This is a genomic window from Streptococcus rupicaprae (assembly GCF_040545225.1).
GTDB lineage: Bacteria > Bacillota > Bacilli > Lactobacillales > Streptococcaceae > Streptococcus > Streptococcus rupicaprae.
The window spans coordinates 1-16,069 of record NZ_JBEPLO010000037.1 but is presented as its reverse complement, the minus strand read 5'-3'; the positions used below and the strand labels follow the sequence as shown (position 1 = coordinate 16,069).

General features: G+C 41.9%; 13 protein-coding genes and 1 tRNA gene. 1 reads left to right on the top strand and 13 read right to left on the bottom strand.

Annotation, left to right across the window (positions count from 1 at the left end; translation table 11 throughout):
* Nucleotides 1-309 precede the first annotated feature (309 nt).
* The 10 genes from greA to ABID29_RS11440 form a co-directional block, all read right to left on the bottom strand.
* Nucleotides 310-792 (bottom strand): transcription elongation factor GreA, encoded by a 483-nt coding sequence (greA, locus tag ABID29_RS11485; protein ID WP_354366259.1) that lies wholly within the window; start codon nucleotides 790-792, stop codon nucleotides 310-312.
* An 85-nt stretch (nucleotides 793-877) separates the two neighbouring features.
* Complete coding sequence (gene mltG / locus ABID29_RS11480; protein ID WP_354366258.1) at nucleotides 878-2,653, bottom strand: endolytic transglycosylase MltG; 1,776 nt, start codon at nucleotides 2,651-2,653, stop codon at nucleotides 878-880.
* Nucleotides 2,654-2,718: 65 nt separating this feature from the next.
* On the bottom strand, nucleotides 2,719-3,225 hold the full coding sequence (locus ABID29_RS11475) for a GNAT family N-acetyltransferase (protein ID WP_354366257.1): 507 nt from the start codon (nucleotides 3,223-3,225) through the stop codon (nucleotides 2,719-2,721).
* A 1-nt stretch (nucleotide 3,226) separates the two neighbouring features.
* Nucleotides 3,227-4,558: a UDP-N-acetylmuramate--L-alanine ligase gene (gene murC / locus ABID29_RS11470; RefSeq protein ID WP_354366256.1), complete on the bottom strand. Its 1,332-nt coding sequence runs from the start codon at nucleotides 4,556-4,558 to the stop codon at nucleotides 3,227-3,229.
* The gene (locus ABID29_RS11465) at nucleotides 4,555-5,124 is read right to left on the bottom strand and encodes a cystathionine gamma-synthase (protein WP_354366255.1); all 570 of its coding nucleotides are present in this window, start codon (nucleotides 5,122-5,124) and stop codon (nucleotides 4,555-4,557) included. Before ABID29_RS11465 ends, murC begins: the two co-directional genes overlap by 4 nt.
* 182 nt (nucleotides 5,125-5,306) lie before the next feature.
* Nucleotides 5,307-8,408 carry a DEAD/DEAH box helicase gene (locus ABID29_RS11460; RefSeq protein WP_354366254.1) on the bottom strand — a complete coding sequence of 1,034 codons (3,102 nt, stop codon included), beginning with the start codon at nucleotides 8,406-8,408 and terminating at the stop codon, nucleotides 5,307-5,309.
* 167 nt (nucleotides 8,409-8,575) lie between these two features.
* Nucleotides 8,576-10,396: an acyltransferase family protein gene (locus ABID29_RS11455; protein ID WP_354366253.1), complete on the bottom strand. Its 1,821-nt coding sequence runs from the start codon at nucleotides 10,394-10,396 to the stop codon at nucleotides 8,576-8,578.
* Nucleotides 10,386-10,799 carry an MORN repeat-containing protein gene (locus ABID29_RS11450; RefSeq protein ID WP_354366252.1) on the bottom strand — a complete coding sequence of 138 codons (414 nt, stop codon included), beginning with the start codon at nucleotides 10,797-10,799 and terminating at the stop codon, nucleotides 10,386-10,388. Before ABID29_RS11450 ends, ABID29_RS11455 begins: the two co-directional genes overlap by 11 nt.
* A gap of 70 nt (nucleotides 10,800-10,869) precedes the next feature.
* Entirely contained in the window at nucleotides 10,870-11,289 is a 420-nt protein-coding gene (locus tag ABID29_RS11445) for a low molecular weight protein-tyrosine-phosphatase (RefSeq protein ID WP_354366251.1), read from the bottom strand.
* 53 nt (nucleotides 11,290-11,342) lie between these two features.
* Nucleotides 11,343-11,415, bottom strand: a tRNA-Thr gene (locus ABID29_RS11440).
* Nucleotides 11,416-11,623: 208 nt separating this feature from the next.
* Between ABID29_RS11440 and ald the strand changes: the two genes are divergently transcribed.
* Nucleotides 11,624-12,736, top strand: coding sequence for an alanine dehydrogenase (gene ald / locus ABID29_RS11435; protein ID WP_354366250.1), 1,113 nt, complete (start codon nucleotides 11,624-11,626; stop codon nucleotides 12,734-12,736).
* A 110-nt stretch (nucleotides 12,737-12,846) separates the two neighbouring features.
* Here the strand turns inward: ald and ABID29_RS11430 are convergent, their stop codons facing one another.
* The 3 genes from ABID29_RS11430 to ABID29_RS11420 all read right to left on the bottom strand — a co-directional run bounded on the left by ABID29_RS11430 (nucleotide 12,847) and on the right by ABID29_RS11420 (nucleotide 15,960).
* Nucleotides 12,847-14,406: an ABC transporter ATP-binding protein gene (locus ABID29_RS11430; RefSeq protein ID WP_354366249.1), complete on the bottom strand. Its 1,560-nt coding sequence runs from the start codon at nucleotides 14,404-14,406 to the stop codon at nucleotides 12,847-12,849.
* A gap of 262 nt (nucleotides 14,407-14,668) precedes the next feature.
* Nucleotides 14,669-15,652: a radical SAM protein gene (locus ABID29_RS11425; protein WP_354366260.1), complete on the bottom strand. Its 984-nt coding sequence runs from the start codon at nucleotides 15,650-15,652 to the stop codon at nucleotides 14,669-14,671.
* 98 nt (nucleotides 15,653-15,750) lie between these two features.
* Nucleotides 15,751-15,960: a hypothetical protein gene (locus ABID29_RS11420; RefSeq protein ID WP_354366248.1), complete on the bottom strand. Its 210-nt coding sequence runs from the start codon at nucleotides 15,958-15,960 to the stop codon at nucleotides 15,751-15,753.
* Nucleotides 15,961-16,069 lie beyond the last annotated feature (109 nt).

Genomic DNA, 16,069 nt, shown 5'->3' with positions numbered 1-16,069 from the left:
TTCAAAAACCACACAGTGATTCTTTCATCTTGATTGTTTTCAAGACAGAAATCACTGCGTGGTTTTATTTTGAAACTAGTTTTTGCCCGGCCTCTATTTTTCTACCATTTGTCAACTTGCTTCGATGAACTCCAGTTCTATCATCAACTTCGTTTCCTAGGCTGGATCGCTTTTCTTCGAATATTGCCAAGTATTCACAAGTCTCAATCTAACCAAAAACCTAGCCCATTCCCTCGGTCTAACAACCACTGAAATAGGCTAGGCCTTAATAGGTTCTACTAGTTATATTATTTTTGCTCCGTAAAAAGCTTATTTGGCCTTTTCGACTTTAACGATTTTCACATCGTAACTGCCAGCCGGTGTTGGGATAGTGACGATGGCACCCTCCTTGTTTCCAATCAAAGCATTCCCCATTGGGCTTTCATTGGAAATTTTACCTGCAAAAACATCTGCAGAAGCTGCACCAACGATGGTATAGATTTCTTGATCCTTCTCTCCTACTTCTTGGATAGTCACCGTCTTACCGATAGCCACTTCATCCGCTGCTACCGCATCACTATCCACGATTTCTGCATAGCGAATCTGATGCTCAATCGTAGAAATCTGACCTTCAACAAAGGCTTGCTCGTCTTTTGCAGCTTCATATTCACTGTTCTCAGACAAGTCTCCATAAGAACGGGCAATTTTGATACGCTCTACAATCTCAGGGCGACGGACTAATTTTAACTCTTCTAATTCTTTTTCTAATTCCTGCTTTTCAGCCAAGGTCATTGGAAAGGTTTTTTCTGCCATAGTTACTTTAAATCTCTTTTCTAAATAATATTGATAATCAATCAGAAAACAAAATTATGTGACAAGCACATAATTTTGTTTCATCTTACTGGGCTGGTGTAGACGACTCAATTTTACTATTCACATAGGTTTGAACATTTACTTCATGCTCTTCTAACGTCCTTGCAAAGTAAACTTGACCAGTCGTTACATCTGCTACAAAATAGACATAATCTGTTTGCGCAGGTTCAATGGTTGCCTTAATCGCTGATAAGCTTGGACTATCTACAGGACCAGGCATATAACCGAGCCTTGTATATACATTATAAGGGGAATCAATCTGCGTATTAATAGAAGCATCTTCTGCTAACGTAACCTTCTCTCCAAGCTTACCTTCCGCGTAGAGCACAGCAATATTGGACTGGAGAGGCATTCCCCATTGAAGTCGGTTAAAGAAGACACTGGCAATCTTTTGACGATCTTCATCTGTCGATCCTTCCTTCTCAACGAGAGAGGCTAGAGTCAGGACCTGATTAACTGTCATTCCTTTTGCTGCAATGGTTGAATAGTGGGCTCTCAAATTGGCATCCATCGCTGCCAGCATCTGCTCTGCTAATTGCTTAACTGTTGTTTCGCTTTGGTATTCGTAGGTCGCAGGGAAAAGGTATCCTTCTAATCGGTAGAGAACTCCGGTATCCGCTGTCGGTAGACTTCCCAAAAGATCCGGGTACTTAGCTTGCATTTCACTGATGAAGGCATCATCAGTCACTACTTGCATAAACTCATCCGCTGTAAACGGTGATTTTTCTTGGTTACTTGATGCTGCATTCACTTCAATTGCAGTAGCAATCTGCTTCAAAGTATAACCTTCCGGAATAGTCACCTTACCCAAAGCTGGTACAACCGGAGCCTCTGTCCCCTCTTTTTTGAGGGTATCAATAATCGTATCCAAGTCCATGCTCTTTTGCAGATTATGGAAACCGCTTTGGAAACCTGTATGATTATTGAATTTCACATAGAGGTCAAAAACGGTCGCATTCCGAATCAAGCCAGCTTTTTCTAGAGTCTGACCAATCTGCTTAACCGAAGAACCTCTAGGTATCTCCACTTGTAAATAATCCGTCGCCTTGCTATCAACAGGACCGAGACTGCTACGGACAAAGAAGTAGCCTGCTACTGCTGTACCCAACAGAGCTAATAACAAGGTTCCAAAAATAGCAGCAACGATTCTCTTCGTTTTACTTTTCTTAGCTTTTTTGGGCTTTTTCTCAACCACCTGAGAGCGGCTCCGTCGACTAACGGGCTGTTCTGAATGCATGTGAACTGGTCTTTCTAAATCTTGAGCGATACTATCTACAGCACGCTTAGGTACAGGAGGGACACTCCTTTCAATTTCCACAAAATCCTCATCCGAGGTGGCCTCTGCCTTAAAGGTTAAATCAACCTTGTGAGTCTGGTGTGCAAACTGTTCTCTTTGATTATAGTCTGCTTCTGAGTCAAAATCAGGAAGCTCTTTAAAACCAGTTACATTTTGCTCGGAAGATGCATTCTCTATAGGAGAGGTTTCTGTAAAAATTTCATCCTGAGCAACAACTTTCTCCAGATGACTAGCGTTTAACTTCTCCAACAGTTGCTCTTTTAAGGCAGAATAATCTGAAGACGGAGCGACAGTATCATCTCCTCGACTCTCATCCGGTTGACCATAAAAAATCGTTTCATTCTGTTCTTCAGAATGAACATTCTCCGTGTAACTTTGATCAAATTCAGGTCTCAGGGAGTTATCTTCCTCTTCAGGAATTTGTGACTTGAGCATTTCTAAATCACGCAAAATACGCTCTTTAAAACTTAGCTCTCTGTCATTAGGGTTTAGTTTGTCAGACACTTGCTAACTCCTTTCACACAATTACAAGTCATTATATCCTAAAACTCTTACAAAAGCAAGATTTATCAACGCTTGTTGGCATTTTCAGGATTTTTCCACACCATATCATACCAAATGCTGCCACCGTGGGTTGATTGGGACAAACCCAGGTTTTGAAACCCATTCATTTCATAATAGGCAATCAGGTCATCGTGACAGGTCAAGGCAATGCCCAAACGCTCCTCGGCTACTGCTAAATCTTTCAAGGTAGCTAGCAGGGCAGTCCCCACTCCTTGACCCTTAAACTCACTGGCAACAGAGAGACTGGTGATTGCTATGAAACCTCCTGACCGAGGATTTGATCCTGTCTGATGAAAAAGAGCGTCAGAAAGAATCTCCTGATCAATAACAGGTCCCACTACATAACCTGCTATTTGACCAGAGATTTCTGCAATCAAAAAAGTATCTGAAATCAAAGCAATCCGCTGCTCCATCACTTCTGGAGTAGCGGCTTCTGCTGGACTAAAATTGGCGGACTCGATGGCTACAACCTGATCTAAATCCGTTGTACGAGCGTGTCTAATGGTTAACATATCACTGGACATTCTTTGTCAATTGCGATAGGAGACGTTCAAAGGAATACTCGTAAGACTGAATATCGCCGGCTCCCATAAAGACATAGACAGCATTGTCGTGGTTCAAGAGTGGCGAAACATTGTCAACTGTAATCACAGCACCTGGCTTGCTGATTTTAGCAGCCAAGTCTTCTACCTTGACCTCTCCCTTATCAACTTCACGGGCAGAGCCGTAAATTTCAGCCAGATAGACCGAGTCTGCCAACTCCAAGGCTGTGGCAAAGTCATCTAACAAGGCAATGGTTCTGGTAAAGGTGTGCGGCTGGAAGACTGCTACGATTTCCTTAGAGGGGTATTTCTGGCGTGCCGCATCGATGGTTGCAATAATTTCAGTCGGATGGTGGGCAAAATCATCAATAATCACTGTTTCATCGACCTTTTTCTCCGTGAAACGGCGTTTGACCCCCGCAAAGGTTGGCAGATGTTTACGGACCTCATCCAAATCGAAACCAGCGATGAAGAGATTAGCAATAACTGCTGTCGCATTCATAACGTTATGATGGCCAAAGGTCGGAATACTAAACTGCCCTAGTTCCTCTCCTCCATATTTGACCTTGAAGCTGGAGCCTTGGGTGGAACGCTTGATATCATAAGCTACAAAATCATTATCTTCTGAGGCACCGTAATAATAAATCGGTACAGGGGCTGTCAGCTGGCGCAAATTCTCATCTTCGCCATAGAGGAAAAGTCCCTGTGTCACTTGCTTAGCGTAGTCATCAAAGGCACTACAAACATCCTCTAAGCTGGTGAAATAATCTGGATGATCAAAATCAATGTTAGTAATGATAGAGTAAGCCGGATGGTAAGGCATAAAGTGACGCTCATACTCGTCCGATTCGAAGACAAAGTGCTTGGCGCTAGCCGACCCGCGTCCTGTCCCATCCCCAATCAGATAACTGGTATCGGTTATGCTGCTCAAAACGTGAGACAGAAGGCCTGTTGTAGACGTCTTACCGTGAGCCCCTGCAACGCCCATACTGACAAAATCATTCATAAATTCTCCAAGGAATTCATGATAGCGACGATAAGGGATGCCCTTTTCTTCTGCGTAAGCAATTTCCACATTGTTAGTAGCCTTAAAGGCATTTCCTGCGATCAATTCAACATCTGGCCTAATATTTTCAGTTGTAAACGGAAGGATCACAATACCAGCCTGCTCTAGCCCACGCTGGGTAAAATAGTATTTGTCCTCATCTGATCCTTGAACCTTATGGCCCATTTGGTGCAGCATGAGAGCAAGAGCAGACATACCCGATCCCTTGATTCCGATAAAATGATAGGTTTTTGTCATAATTTTTTCCACTGTTCAAATCGCGTCAAATTAAGCTCTTGAGCGACTTTTTTCTCCTTTTTAGTCTGACTTTCCTGATAATTATAGACTTGACTAGTCTTCAAAAAGTCATAGCTATTTTTTCTAGGTTGATCATCGCTAACAGGTGGGACATGCTGATAGACTGGTTTTATCTCAGCTGTGATATAAGTCTCCTGCTTCAAGCGATTAGCGGCCTGAGTTAGCGTATTGACCTGGGCCTTATCTTTGTCTTTTTGACTAGGCTTAGGATTCGGCAATTCCTTACTTTTAAAGCCCGGTTTGTCAAAGTTAAGATAAGGAGCAGATCTTTTTTTCTTCAGGTCTTCTCTTGCCTCAGCTCGTGCGACTTGAGTATAAGAATAGGACCTTACATCCCCTTTTTTTCTGGGCACATAGGCTTCTGTAACCGGGGGGTCATTCAACTTTTTTAAATGATTTGCTCGAAATTGATTGTCCTGTTCAAGAGAAGAATGTTCCCTGTATAGCTTATCCTCATAAGGACCTTCGATATTAGAAATCAGGTCCCAATCATTGTATAAATCCATAGTAGGGTTCTCCCTAATGAGAATTTCATCATCTCCAACCAAAGGAAATTGTTCTCTGATAGCCATAGCAGTCCTCTCTGCAACTTCAATCGTTTCTTAACAGCCACTTTCCAGCAATAAGCTTTCAAATATCTAGAAAGCGTCCTTCTCCATTATACCTTATTTTGAGGTAGCATGCAAAATTAGTGGGAGGTCAAGCCTAAAATTTCTCGAATATCCTCTGCAGATAGGCTACCACCTCCTGCTTGACCGTCTAAGACTGTCGTGATTAACTCTCGCTTGCTTTCCTGAAGCTGCTGGATTTTTTCTTCAATTGTTCCTCTCGTGATTAGACGGTAGCACTCCACATTACGCTTTTGGCCCATCCGGTAGGCACGTGAGATAGCTTGGTCTTCGACTGCAGGATTCCACCAGAGGTCCACCAAGATAACCGTATCTGCTCCCGTTAGATTGATCCCAACCCCTCCTGCCTTAAGGGAAATCAGAACTGCATCCCGACTTCCAGCGTTGAAGGCGCGCGTGATTTCCTGGCGCTCATTTGCCTTGGTAGAACCTGTAATCGTATAGCTGCTTAGACCAAGCTGGTTCAGCTCTTGCTCAATCAGAGTCAACATCCCCCTAAACTGTGAAAAAATGAGTACCCGCTGGCCGCCTGATTGGATTTGGGTCAATAGCTGGCGCAGACTCTCTAACTTGCCACTATCGCCTTGATAATCTGGCAAAAAGAGCTGAGGGGTATTACAAATTTGACGCAGACGGGTGATGGCTGAAAGAATCTCTATCTTGCGCTGGTTAATTTCTTGGTCACTAGAAACTGAAATATCTTTTCTCAACTGTTCCAATTGAGCGAGATAAATTGCTTTCTGATCATCTGTTAATTCATTACTCCAGGTCATCTCAATCAAGTCTGGCAGTTCTGTCAAGACTTCCTCCTTTCGCCTTCTCAAGACAAAGGGCTGGATCAGCCTAGCGACCTGTTTGCCTGTCAACTGGTTAAAAGCCCGCTTACTCGGTAAAAGTCCTGGCAAGACAATCTGGAAAATAGACCATAGTTCTGTCAAGCGGTTCTCAATGGGCGTCCCTGATAGGGCAAAACAAGTCTTGGTTTCAAACTTTCTCAAATGACTGGCAATCTTCGTCTGGTCATTTTTCATCACCTGAGCCTCATCCAAAATCAAGCAGTCGATCACTCGATCTTGAAAAAGCTCAAAATCTTGCCTAAAGGAGGCATAGGAGGTCACAATAATCTGATGGTCTTCCTCAAGAAGGGCCAGACGCTGAGCCTTAGAGCCGTATGAAACAACCACATCTAACTGCGGTGCAAAGCGTTGAAATTCATCTTGCCAATTGTAAATCAAACTAGAAGGTGCTAGAACCAGAGCGCGCTGGCCTTTTTTCAAATGACTGGCTAAAAACGCAATGGTTTGAAGGGTCTTACCAAGCCCCATGTCATCTGCCAAGATGCCACCCAAGCCATAATGGGCCAACATCGTCATCCATTTAACCCCCAGAAGCTGATAGTCCCGTAGGTTTGCCTCAATAGGAAGCTCAGCTATCGGGAACTGCTCTGGAAAGCGTAAGTGATCAATCAAGGCAGAAACCTTGTCGGACAAATGGACCCCTGGTAGGCCAGCCAAAGATTGTGACAGTTGAAAAGCTGCCAAATGAGAGACTTTTAAGTGACCACTCGGTTGAAATTGGGCTCTTAAGTCTCGCAAAGTTTGATTGATCTCTTTGGTTTCCTCATCAAAAAGGATAACTTTACCTGTCCGACTCCTGTAAAAGGCCTGTCCTGCCTGTAAAGCTTGGTAGGCAAATTGGATTTCCTCCCGACCAACCCCTTGGAAATCAAATTGAATGTCCAGGAGACTCCCAGTCATATCTAAGTGAATCTGGGTTTGAGAGGCTTGGAATGTTTCCCGTACATTTTCTGCCAGCACAACCTCGCCAACAGCTTCAAAAGCTGGTAGAATCACTGTATAAAAATCATAAAAATCCTGACTGTGAACCAAGTGTTTCCGACTCTTAAAACCTGGTTTAAAGCCATGTTGCTCCATCAGCGACCAGATTCTCAGTAGGGGCTGATAGTCAATTGAAAAAGGCAGTTTTTCTAAATCAGCTTGCCGAGAGACCCAAACTCGTTCAAAATCTAGCGCCACTTCTAGCTCGATCCAATACCCTGCCTGAAGGGTAAACTCAAAAAAAGCTCTAAAATCATGGATTTTAAATTGTTTTGGCGCCTGAACTGGCCCCATGGTTCTCAGCTCTCTCAATAAAAGCGCGAGACGATCCTTATCTTCAAATTCAAACTGGAGGATTTTCTCCTCCCCTGTTTTTCCTTCTAATTGTGAAAAAGCCCTGAGAAGCTGTCTCTGCCTAAGATTTAATTGGTAGAATTTGCCAGCCTCAAAAAGAGAGTTTCCATCAAAAAAAGACTGATATCTTTTTTCTGTCATAACCAGCTGGATAAAGCTCTGTTCTACCATCACCCTAAAAGCAAAAAGGTCCGCTTCGCCATCTAAATCTAAGAAGGCCACTCTTTCATAAACATCTGCTTCCAGTTCCAAACGAAAGTCAGCTAAAGCTTGTAAAAGGGATACACCTTCCTCAAAAAAGCCTTGAGGGAGCCGCAGATATCGCCCCATATAAGGGAGAACAAAATCACTGTCAAATCCGACAGCATCCGGAATCAATCGCTTTAAAAAAACGAGTAATCCTTGTGAAGCTGGATCAAATTGAAGCTCACCTAAAGGTTCATAGTAATTTTTCCCCAGTTGGTAAGATTGACCACTATTAAGATACTTTAAAAAGCTCTTAATATCCCTGATGATGTAAGATCTAGTATCAGGGAGACGTAAGATTTTCAGGGTCCACAAAATTTGCCGATCCGCGGGGTGGTACTTGCCTTCTGCAGATAGCTGATAAGTCACTCCATTGATCTCAGGATCTTGCAATACATGATCCAAAAAGAGGCTGGCTTTAGACCTCTGATGTGCTTCTTGCTCCTGGACCACTAAACCATTCTGGAGTTGTTTCACCAAGGATTGTCCCTTAATATCATTTTTAAGGTAATATTCTATGGCCGCCAGGTGCGAACAAAAACCTTTTTGATCAAACAGGGTACAGTCGCATAACACCTCACTGTCGTCAAAACTGAACTGCAGATGACAACCGTCAATCGCTGCTAGAATCTTGTCCGTTTGAACTTGAACATCTGTTATTGCTTGTGCTTCATAGAGGCTAATCCCTTGATGGCGGATATGGCCTGGCATCAATCTACTCATGTCTTCCTTGTCTCTCTCCTAACTGTATTTCTCTATTATACCACAGCAAAAGAGTTTTTACGATAAAAACGACAAAAAATTCTGACAGTTCTCTTCTTTGATTGTCTGGTAAGGCTTGCTAAGGCTCAATAAGAAAAAGAGGCAGAAATTATCTCCCTCCTTTAACCTTATTTATGTTTTTTAACCGGTCCTTCTTTAGCCTTAGCGATGGCTTTAGACAACATTTCGGCATAGAGTGCCTGACCATCTGCAATACTATCGCTATCACTGCCAAAATGCACATAGTCTGTATAGTGCCAAATTTTAGGATTATTGCTGGCGACCTTGTACCAATCCGCGACCGTAATCCAGTCGTATTTTTCAGCTAAAGTTAACTCGTAGTCTCTGGTCAAGTTAGCAATCGCACCAGGATTACCCGCTACACGACCGTCGTAAGGTGTCACCAAAATCAGGTAGTGGCCCTGAGGTATATCTTTGACAATCCTATCCAACTGGTCCTGATAATCTTGGACAGTGTTGGTCCCCGCAGAAATAATAACCGTCTGAGGCAAGGCCTTGTTCTTGGCTGTTTCCATCATCATGTCATAGGCACCTTCCAAGGTCCGACTCACTTCACCATCGACTAAGGCATCTGGCATAGCCTTGGTTATCCCGTCGCTTGCTCGAAGGGCTACTGAGTCCCCAATCACCATGACTCCCTCAACCACACCGTAGTCCGAAGCCTTCTGACCGTCAACTTGAGCCCTTAACTGCACCATTTTTGAATCAGCCTGCTCCAATCCCTGTATCATCAAGTCTTTCTCTAAGGCACCGATACGAGGCGAAACAAGAACAAGGATTAAAGCCAGCAATACCAATGGAGTGGCCATGATAGCCAAGGTCTTTTTGGGATTTTTAAAGGTCAAATCTACCCCAAATAAGGTAATCTCTTTCCCCATGATCAAGGGTTCCAAAAGGTAGAAGGACAAGCTTGCAAAGACAAAGGAAAATAGTAGACTCAACCCAACCGCCAAACTTCTAGAACCCATCTCAGAAAAGATGATTAAGAACGGCCAATGAAAAAGGTAAATGCCATAGCTGATATTAGCTAGATAGGTCAAAAAAGCAGGCTCAGTGCTACTGAACGTCAACTCATGGAGCTGTCTGGCTGATAAAATCATGACCAAGGTAGCTAAGCTGGCCAGTAAGAAACCGACCCAGTAGGTCCAAACGCTTTCAAATTGTAAGAAGAAAGTCAGGGCAACCAGCACCAGGCTAGAGCCAGCAAACAGGGCTAGGGTCTTAGTTAAATCAAGCTTCTGAAAGAGCTGCTTGACCAGGACAGTCGGCTTATACATCCCCATAAAGCAAGCCAAAATAGCGCCCAGAAAGAAGGTAAAGCCATGTTTGCCTGTAGCGTAATAAACCCAGGATAAGTTAATGGTAGAAATACTTGCAAGAATCAGACGAACAAAGGTCAAAAGAAAACCTAAACTCGCTACTACAAAGATGAAGCCTCGTAGCTGTTCCTTGTTAGCAGAGAGCTTACTCAAGCCCCAGATAACCAAGCCCCAAATCAGATAAAGTTGTACCTCCATGGCCAAGGTCCACGTATGAACGAAAAGATGGGGCACGAATTGATTTTCGTAGGAACCGCCTGTCGCAATTTCAAAATAATTGGTCACAAATCCCAGAACAGCAGCCATCTGAGAGGCTAGGCCAGCTCTAAAATCGCTCCGAATCAAAAGGGTAAAAGGCAACACCACCAGGATCATTAGAAAAACAGGTGGGAAAATCCGGTAGAGACGCCGCCTATAAAAACCTATCAGATCGATTCTCTGGTGGTTGCTGAACTCTTCTAAAAACAAGGCTGTCGTTAAAAAACCAGAAAAAGTGAGGAAAAGATCCACCCCGACAAAACCGCCCCGAAATATGCTGGGCCAAAAATGGTAGAGCAGGACCATAACCATCCCTGTAATTCGGACAAGAGAAAACCATTTAATCCGCATCTTGGTAAACTCCTTTCACGAACTCACCTTCATAAACGATACCTGTTTCAGTCGTCAGTTTTCCTTTGCCGTGCGCAAGACCATTGACAAAACTGCCTTCATAAATCCAACCGTCCTTGGCACGGAAAACTCCCGTGCCATTAAAACTGCCGTTGCTAAAGTCCCCTTCGTAAACATTGCCATTAGCATAAGTCAAGGTTCCTTGGCCTGATAATTTTCGCCGAACCATTTGCCCTTCGTAATTGAGACTCCCGTCTTTATAGCTAACGTTTCCCTGCCTTGGTAAACTTGCCAGAAGGACAAATAAGCCACAAAGCAGAATCAATCCAACTGTAGCCAACTCTAAATTTCGCCGGTGCAGATGGGGCCTTAAACGCTCCCAATAATAGGCAACTAATTCCATAACATCTCCCAAGCCCTGAGGGCTCATTACATCAAGTTAGCTAAACGTAAATTAGCTCACTGTACGACTCTTAAGACAACTGGTCAATCCATTTTTGACAACCACTCACCACACGCGCATAGGTGTCTTCAAAGTCACCTGTGTAGTAAGGATCAGGAACAGACTCTGTGTCAAACTGAAAAATCTTATCATGATACTTAGGCTCCGAGAGTTTCTTAAGATTTGCAACATTTGACGCATCCATACCAATGATCACATCAAAGTAAGCAAAGTCAGCTTCACTGATCTGAGTCGAATCTTTGGCACTATCAAAAGGAATGGCATATTTGGTGAAAATTCCTTGAGTCCCTGAATGAATCGGATGCCCATGCTCCCAACCAGAAGTCGCTCGACTTTCCACCTCAAAGGCATCCGTCATGGATTTCATGACAAATTCGGCCATAGGACTGCGGCAGATATTTCCTAGACACACAAAGCAAATCTTTTTCATCTCCAACTCCTTATTTCCAAAAAAAGCGCCTTGAAAACCTCAAGACGCACGCATGCTAATTGCCGGGATCGAACCGGCGACCTCATCCTTACCATGGATGCGCTCTACCGACTGAGCTAAATCAGCTTTACCTGATTAGTATACCATAGTGCCCCAACCTTGTCAATACGTTTTCCCACATTTTCACAACACATCTCCAAAATTTATTTCTATAGCTGAACATAGGCACTCCCAACGCGAACGCGTTTCTCGTGTGTTGGATTTTTTGCTGAGACTTGCATTCTCTTAAGATTTTTTTTACAATAAATCTATCATAGTTGAAAGAGGTATTTCCATGCTTATCGGTGTTCCCAAAGAAATTAAAAACCACGAAAACCGTGTTGCCCTAACCCCTGCTGGGGTGCTTGCCCTAGTAACTGCTGGCCACACGGTTCATATTGAAACGGGTGCTGGACTGGGGTCAGGTTTTACAGACGCTGATTACCAAGACCAGGGGGCGATCATTGTTCCGACAGCAGCAGAGGCTTGGGCTACTGAGATGGTGGTCAAGGTCAAAGAACCTCTGGAAGCCGAGTATGGCTTCCTACGCGAAGGCCTGGTACTCTTTACCTATCTTCATATGGCACCAGCACCTGAGTTAGCAGATGCCATGTTAGAAGCAAAAACGACCGGTATCGCCTATGAAACCGTCCGTAATGCTAAAGGCGCCCTGCCACTTCTGGTGCCTATGAGTGAAGTGGCAGGTCGTATGGCTGTTCAAATCGGAGCCCACTTCTTAACCAAACAAGAAGGCGGCTCAGGTGTCCTCCTCGGTGGAGTGCCTGGCGTGCCTAAGGGTAAAATCACCATCATAGGTGGTGGTGTCGTGGGGACTCATGCTGCTCGTATTGCAATCGGTCTGGGAGCTCAGGTCACGATCCTTGATATCAGTGCTGCCCGTTTGGCTGAACTAGAGGACATCTTTGGCAACCAAGTCCAAACCTTGATGTCTAACCCCTTCAACATTGCCCAAGCGGTACAAGAGGCTGACTTAGTCATCGGAGCAGTATTGATTCCTGGGGCTAAGGCACCGAAATTAGTAACGGAAGACATGGTTAAAGCCATGCGTCCCGGCTCAGTGATTGTCGATGTTGCTGTTGATCAGGGAGGTGTCGTCGAGACAGCGGACAAGGTAACCAGCCACCAAGAACCCGTCTACGAGAAGCACGGCGTCCTTCATTACGCAGTTGCTAATATCCCAGGGGCAGTCGCTAGAACCTCTACCCTCGCCCTGACCAATGTCACCCTGCCTTATGTCCTCGACTTGGCCAATAAGGGCTTCCGAGAAGCTATCCTAGAAGACCAAGGCCTGCGCGAAGGCGTAACCACTTACCAGGGATATATTACCAGTGAACCTGTTGCTGAAGGACTAGAGCGCGATGGCATTGACATTTTAGAATTGATTTAGTCCATATTAACAAAAACAAGCTGACTCTCAACAGAAGAAGTCGGCTTGTTTTTAAAATAAAATACCTTCATTAAGAATAAGCGACTCAGTCTAATATTTGACTCGCTTTTCTATAATTCTAAGATATAATCATGACCACTTTCATCACTAATGACATGTGCCACCTCAATGAGGATAACAGGTAAACTATACACTATTTGACGGACTTTTTCAGCATTCTCACGGTCTAGAGCTGCTGTTATCTCATCTGCTAAAACAATATCCTTTTGTCTGATTAGAAACCTTGCTAATTCCAGGCGAAGTTTCTGTCCTCCAGAAATATTGGCACCATTATTCACCAGATTATAATTTAAAATGTCATCAATCTCCTCTACAAGTCCAACACGTTCCAAAACAGTCAGCAAGGTAGCGTCCGAGAACTGCTGACCTAAGTTTAAATTTTCTCTAATGGTTCCATGAACAAAAAAGGGATTTTGCGAAAGATAGGCAAGATTGCTAATATAGTCTGTACAGATGGTTCCATCACTGCACTCTACATAAATTTCTCCTGAGTCTACGTGATCTAACCTAGCCAATAAGCGAAGCAAACTACTTTTACCTGATCCACTAGCTCCCTTAATAAGTAATTTTTCATTTTTTTCAAGACAAAAGGAAATATCCTCAAACAAGGTTCTCTCCCCTATCCTTTTCCCAAGTCCTTTCACAACTAGTCTAGAAATCGCTTGGACCCTAGGCAACTGGTAGCTCATGTCTTCTTTTTCAAGGATTCTAAAAATCTTTTCTCTGATTACCTTAGAACGTTGAATGTCCGAAAAAGAATAAAGGATTGTCTGTAAGGGGCTTCCTAAATTTAAGGTTGCAATATACATAGCCACTAGGCTAACCGAGGTAATATTAACTCCCTGAGTCTGAAGAAATAGCCCCAAACCTAGTGGCAATACCTGACTGATAAATTCTAGGGGACCATTGAAAAAATAAATAATATTACTAACCCATTCGTTTTTCTTTCTAGACTCTTCATAAAGCAGATTCATCTTATTAGTAAATTGCAACTGCTCTCTGACCACACCATTATAACGAAAAGTCTCTTCGCCTCTAAAAAAATCACCAACTGTTACGTGAAATCTTCTTTGACGGTTCGAAAAATCCTGTCCACTCTTTTTTAACCTGTCATTCATCACCCATTGCGGTAAGGGGCGTAAAAATGAAAAGACAATAAAGACCGTGCCCAAAAACATATTTTGCTTTAATATAAAAATCATCGTTGCCATCAATAAAAAAAATTTACCTACTATTAAATCTAATGGTAGTAGATAATTCTCATACAAAAACTCAATATCCTGTGTCATTATAGACACTTTCTCATCATTAATATAGTCTTGATTTAAGAAAAGTTTTTGCAACAGTTCATCTTTCAGTCTAATCAAAACACTATATTGGAGCTGGTTGCTAGTGTAATTAGCAATTAACATCGCGCTGTAAAATAAGAAATGTAGAATAAATCCAAAACTCACAAAACTTCCGATCGTTTCTAAATTTAAGTCCGCTTCTTGGATATTTAGCAACCGTGCCAGTAACAGTGGCTTCATCAAGATAATCCCACTGTTGATTAGCATTCCTCCTAAAAATAAAACAAATACCCTTTTGTTGATATAGGAAAAAAGTTTCATAGCACTCCTACTCCTCTCAATAAAAAATCTGACTCCTACTCAAATAATTATCTTTTTAGGAGTCAGATTCTTTCTAAAAATTATCCTAAACGCTAGTTTATAATACAATTAACGACTATCTCTTTGCTTCGATTTAGGATAATACTAGCTGTTAGTCTTATACTCTACTAATCATCATTCCCGCCGCTACAGTGATGATCACGCTCATGAAGATCCAACTCTGTATCATGTTTTTTATTCTCAGTTACTATCATTTTAAATCTCACCTCCTTTCTTCAATATCAAGATAGTCATTGTACTCATTATTCATTAAAAATAAGTCTAAATTAGAGTCTATCCTTCTCTTTATCTGCTCACAAAATCTCCATCTTTTATCTCCATTATGAACAGGAGGACAATAACCCGATTTACAAATTAGCGCAACCGGACAGTCTGTACATCTTGAATCAAATTGTAATTTCCAAGATTTAAATTTTCTTTCATTTAATTTAGTATGTACGCTTCCAAATATATTTTGGGCATCATACAAAGCAACTGTACATGATTGGATAATCCCCTTAACATTAATGGTATAGTGATTAGGACGATTAGCATAGCAGTTAAACAAATTAGTGATAACAGTATTTACAGAAGGAACGTTGTAGCCTTTTTCTATTGCTTTCTTAGAAAGTTCAAATGTGAGATCTTTAGGAAGAATAGTAACACTATAATCCTTAGATCGTTCTCCACAGCCCCAGTTACCAACATTATGGTAATGAAGATTAAATCTAGAATCACCTTTGAAACTTCTTCCATCACCATCTAAAAATTTTTCAACTGATTCTAGATTCTCTTTAGTTATATTAAACCTCAAGGTACAAGAATAGTCCAAATCACTGCCTTGCATGGATATCAAGTTTTCTAATATTCTTTGGTAAGATCCTCCACCTCCCTTTAACACTCTTTGGAAATTATGATGCTCCTCATCCCCGTCGATAGTTATTTGAAAATTCCTAACGCTACATTCCTCTACTAATCTCTTAAACTTCCCCTTAGTAAGTAAGTAGCCATTTGTCGTTATACTAGAAGAATACGATGCCTGATTCTCAATAGATAGATTTTGAAAATATTGTGATAAGCTTATTATAGACTTGATCCCTAACAGTGGTTCTCCTCCGAACCAAGAAACATGAAAAATTTTTGGTTTCTTTTCCAACAAAACTTTTTTTACAAAATCTTTAATTGCTTCTTCTGTTTGTCCACTAATACCTATATTTTCAAATTTTTCATAACAGTATTTACATCGAAAATTGCAATCACCATGTACTAAAATAGTAAGCTCAACAATAGAATCTTCTATCTCCTCTATTTTTTTATACTATTTTCTAACTCTAAATTTTCTTTAAAATAGTGATTTTTATCTAAGTAACCTTGAAATTGACTCGCAATTTTAGGATCCAAATTTATTTTTTCCAATAATCTATTAGATATGAAAAATGAATGGTTATTTTTAGAATTAAAATATAATTTTCCGTTATCATAATTCTTAATCAAAATATAAGGCGATAATTCCATAACATACCTCTTTAATACTCATTTAACATCAAAATCTGAAAAGACCCAATTTCTATGAACAATGGGTTTCAACACAGACCAATGCAGACTTTGAATCACTTCCTGTAGC

What these genes read in the sequence shown, in the direction of transcription:
- greA (WP_354366259.1), bottom strand. Translation starts at nt 792, where the DNA reads ATGGCAGAAAAAACCTTTCCAATGACCTTGGCTGAAAAGCAGGAATTA.
- ABID29_RS11475 (WP_354366257.1), bottom strand. Translation starts at nt 3,225, where the DNA reads ATGTTAACCATTAGACACGCTCGTACAACGGATTTAGATCAGGTTGTA.
- murC (WP_354366256.1), bottom strand. Translation starts at nt 4,558, where the DNA reads ATGACAAAAACCTATCATTTTATCGGAATCAAGGGATCGGGTATGTCT.
- ABID29_RS11465 (WP_354366255.1), bottom strand. Translation starts at nt 5,124, where the DNA reads ATGGATTTATACAATGATTGGGACCTGATTTCTAATATCGAAGGTCCT.
- ABID29_RS11460 (WP_354366254.1), bottom strand. Translation starts at nt 8,408, where the DNA reads ATGAGTAGATTGATGCCAGGCCATATCCGCCATCAAGGGATTAGCCTC.
- ABID29_RS11455 (WP_354366253.1), bottom strand. Translation starts at nt 10,396, where the DNA reads ATGCGGATTAAATGGTTTTCTCTTGTCCGAATTACAGGGATGGTTATG.
- ABID29_RS11450 (WP_354366252.1), bottom strand. Translation starts at nt 10,799, where the DNA reads ATGGAATTAGTTGCCTATTATTGGGAGCGTTTAAGGCCCCATCTGCAC.
- ABID29_RS11445 (WP_354366251.1), bottom strand. Translation starts at nt 11,289, where the DNA reads ATGAAAAAGATTTGCTTTGTGTGTCTAGGAAATATCTGCCGCAGTCCT.
- ald (WP_354366250.1), top strand. Translation starts at nt 11,624, where the DNA reads ATGCTTATCGGTGTTCCCAAAGAAATTAAAAACCACGAAAACCGTGTT.
- ABID29_RS11430 (WP_354366249.1), bottom strand. Translation starts at nt 14,406, where the DNA reads ATGAAACTTTTTTCCTATATCAACAAAAGGGTATTTGTTTTATTTTTA.
- ABID29_RS11420 (WP_354366248.1), bottom strand. Translation starts at nt 15,960, where the DNA reads ATGGAATTATCGCCTTATATTTTGATTAAGAATTATGATAACGGAAAA.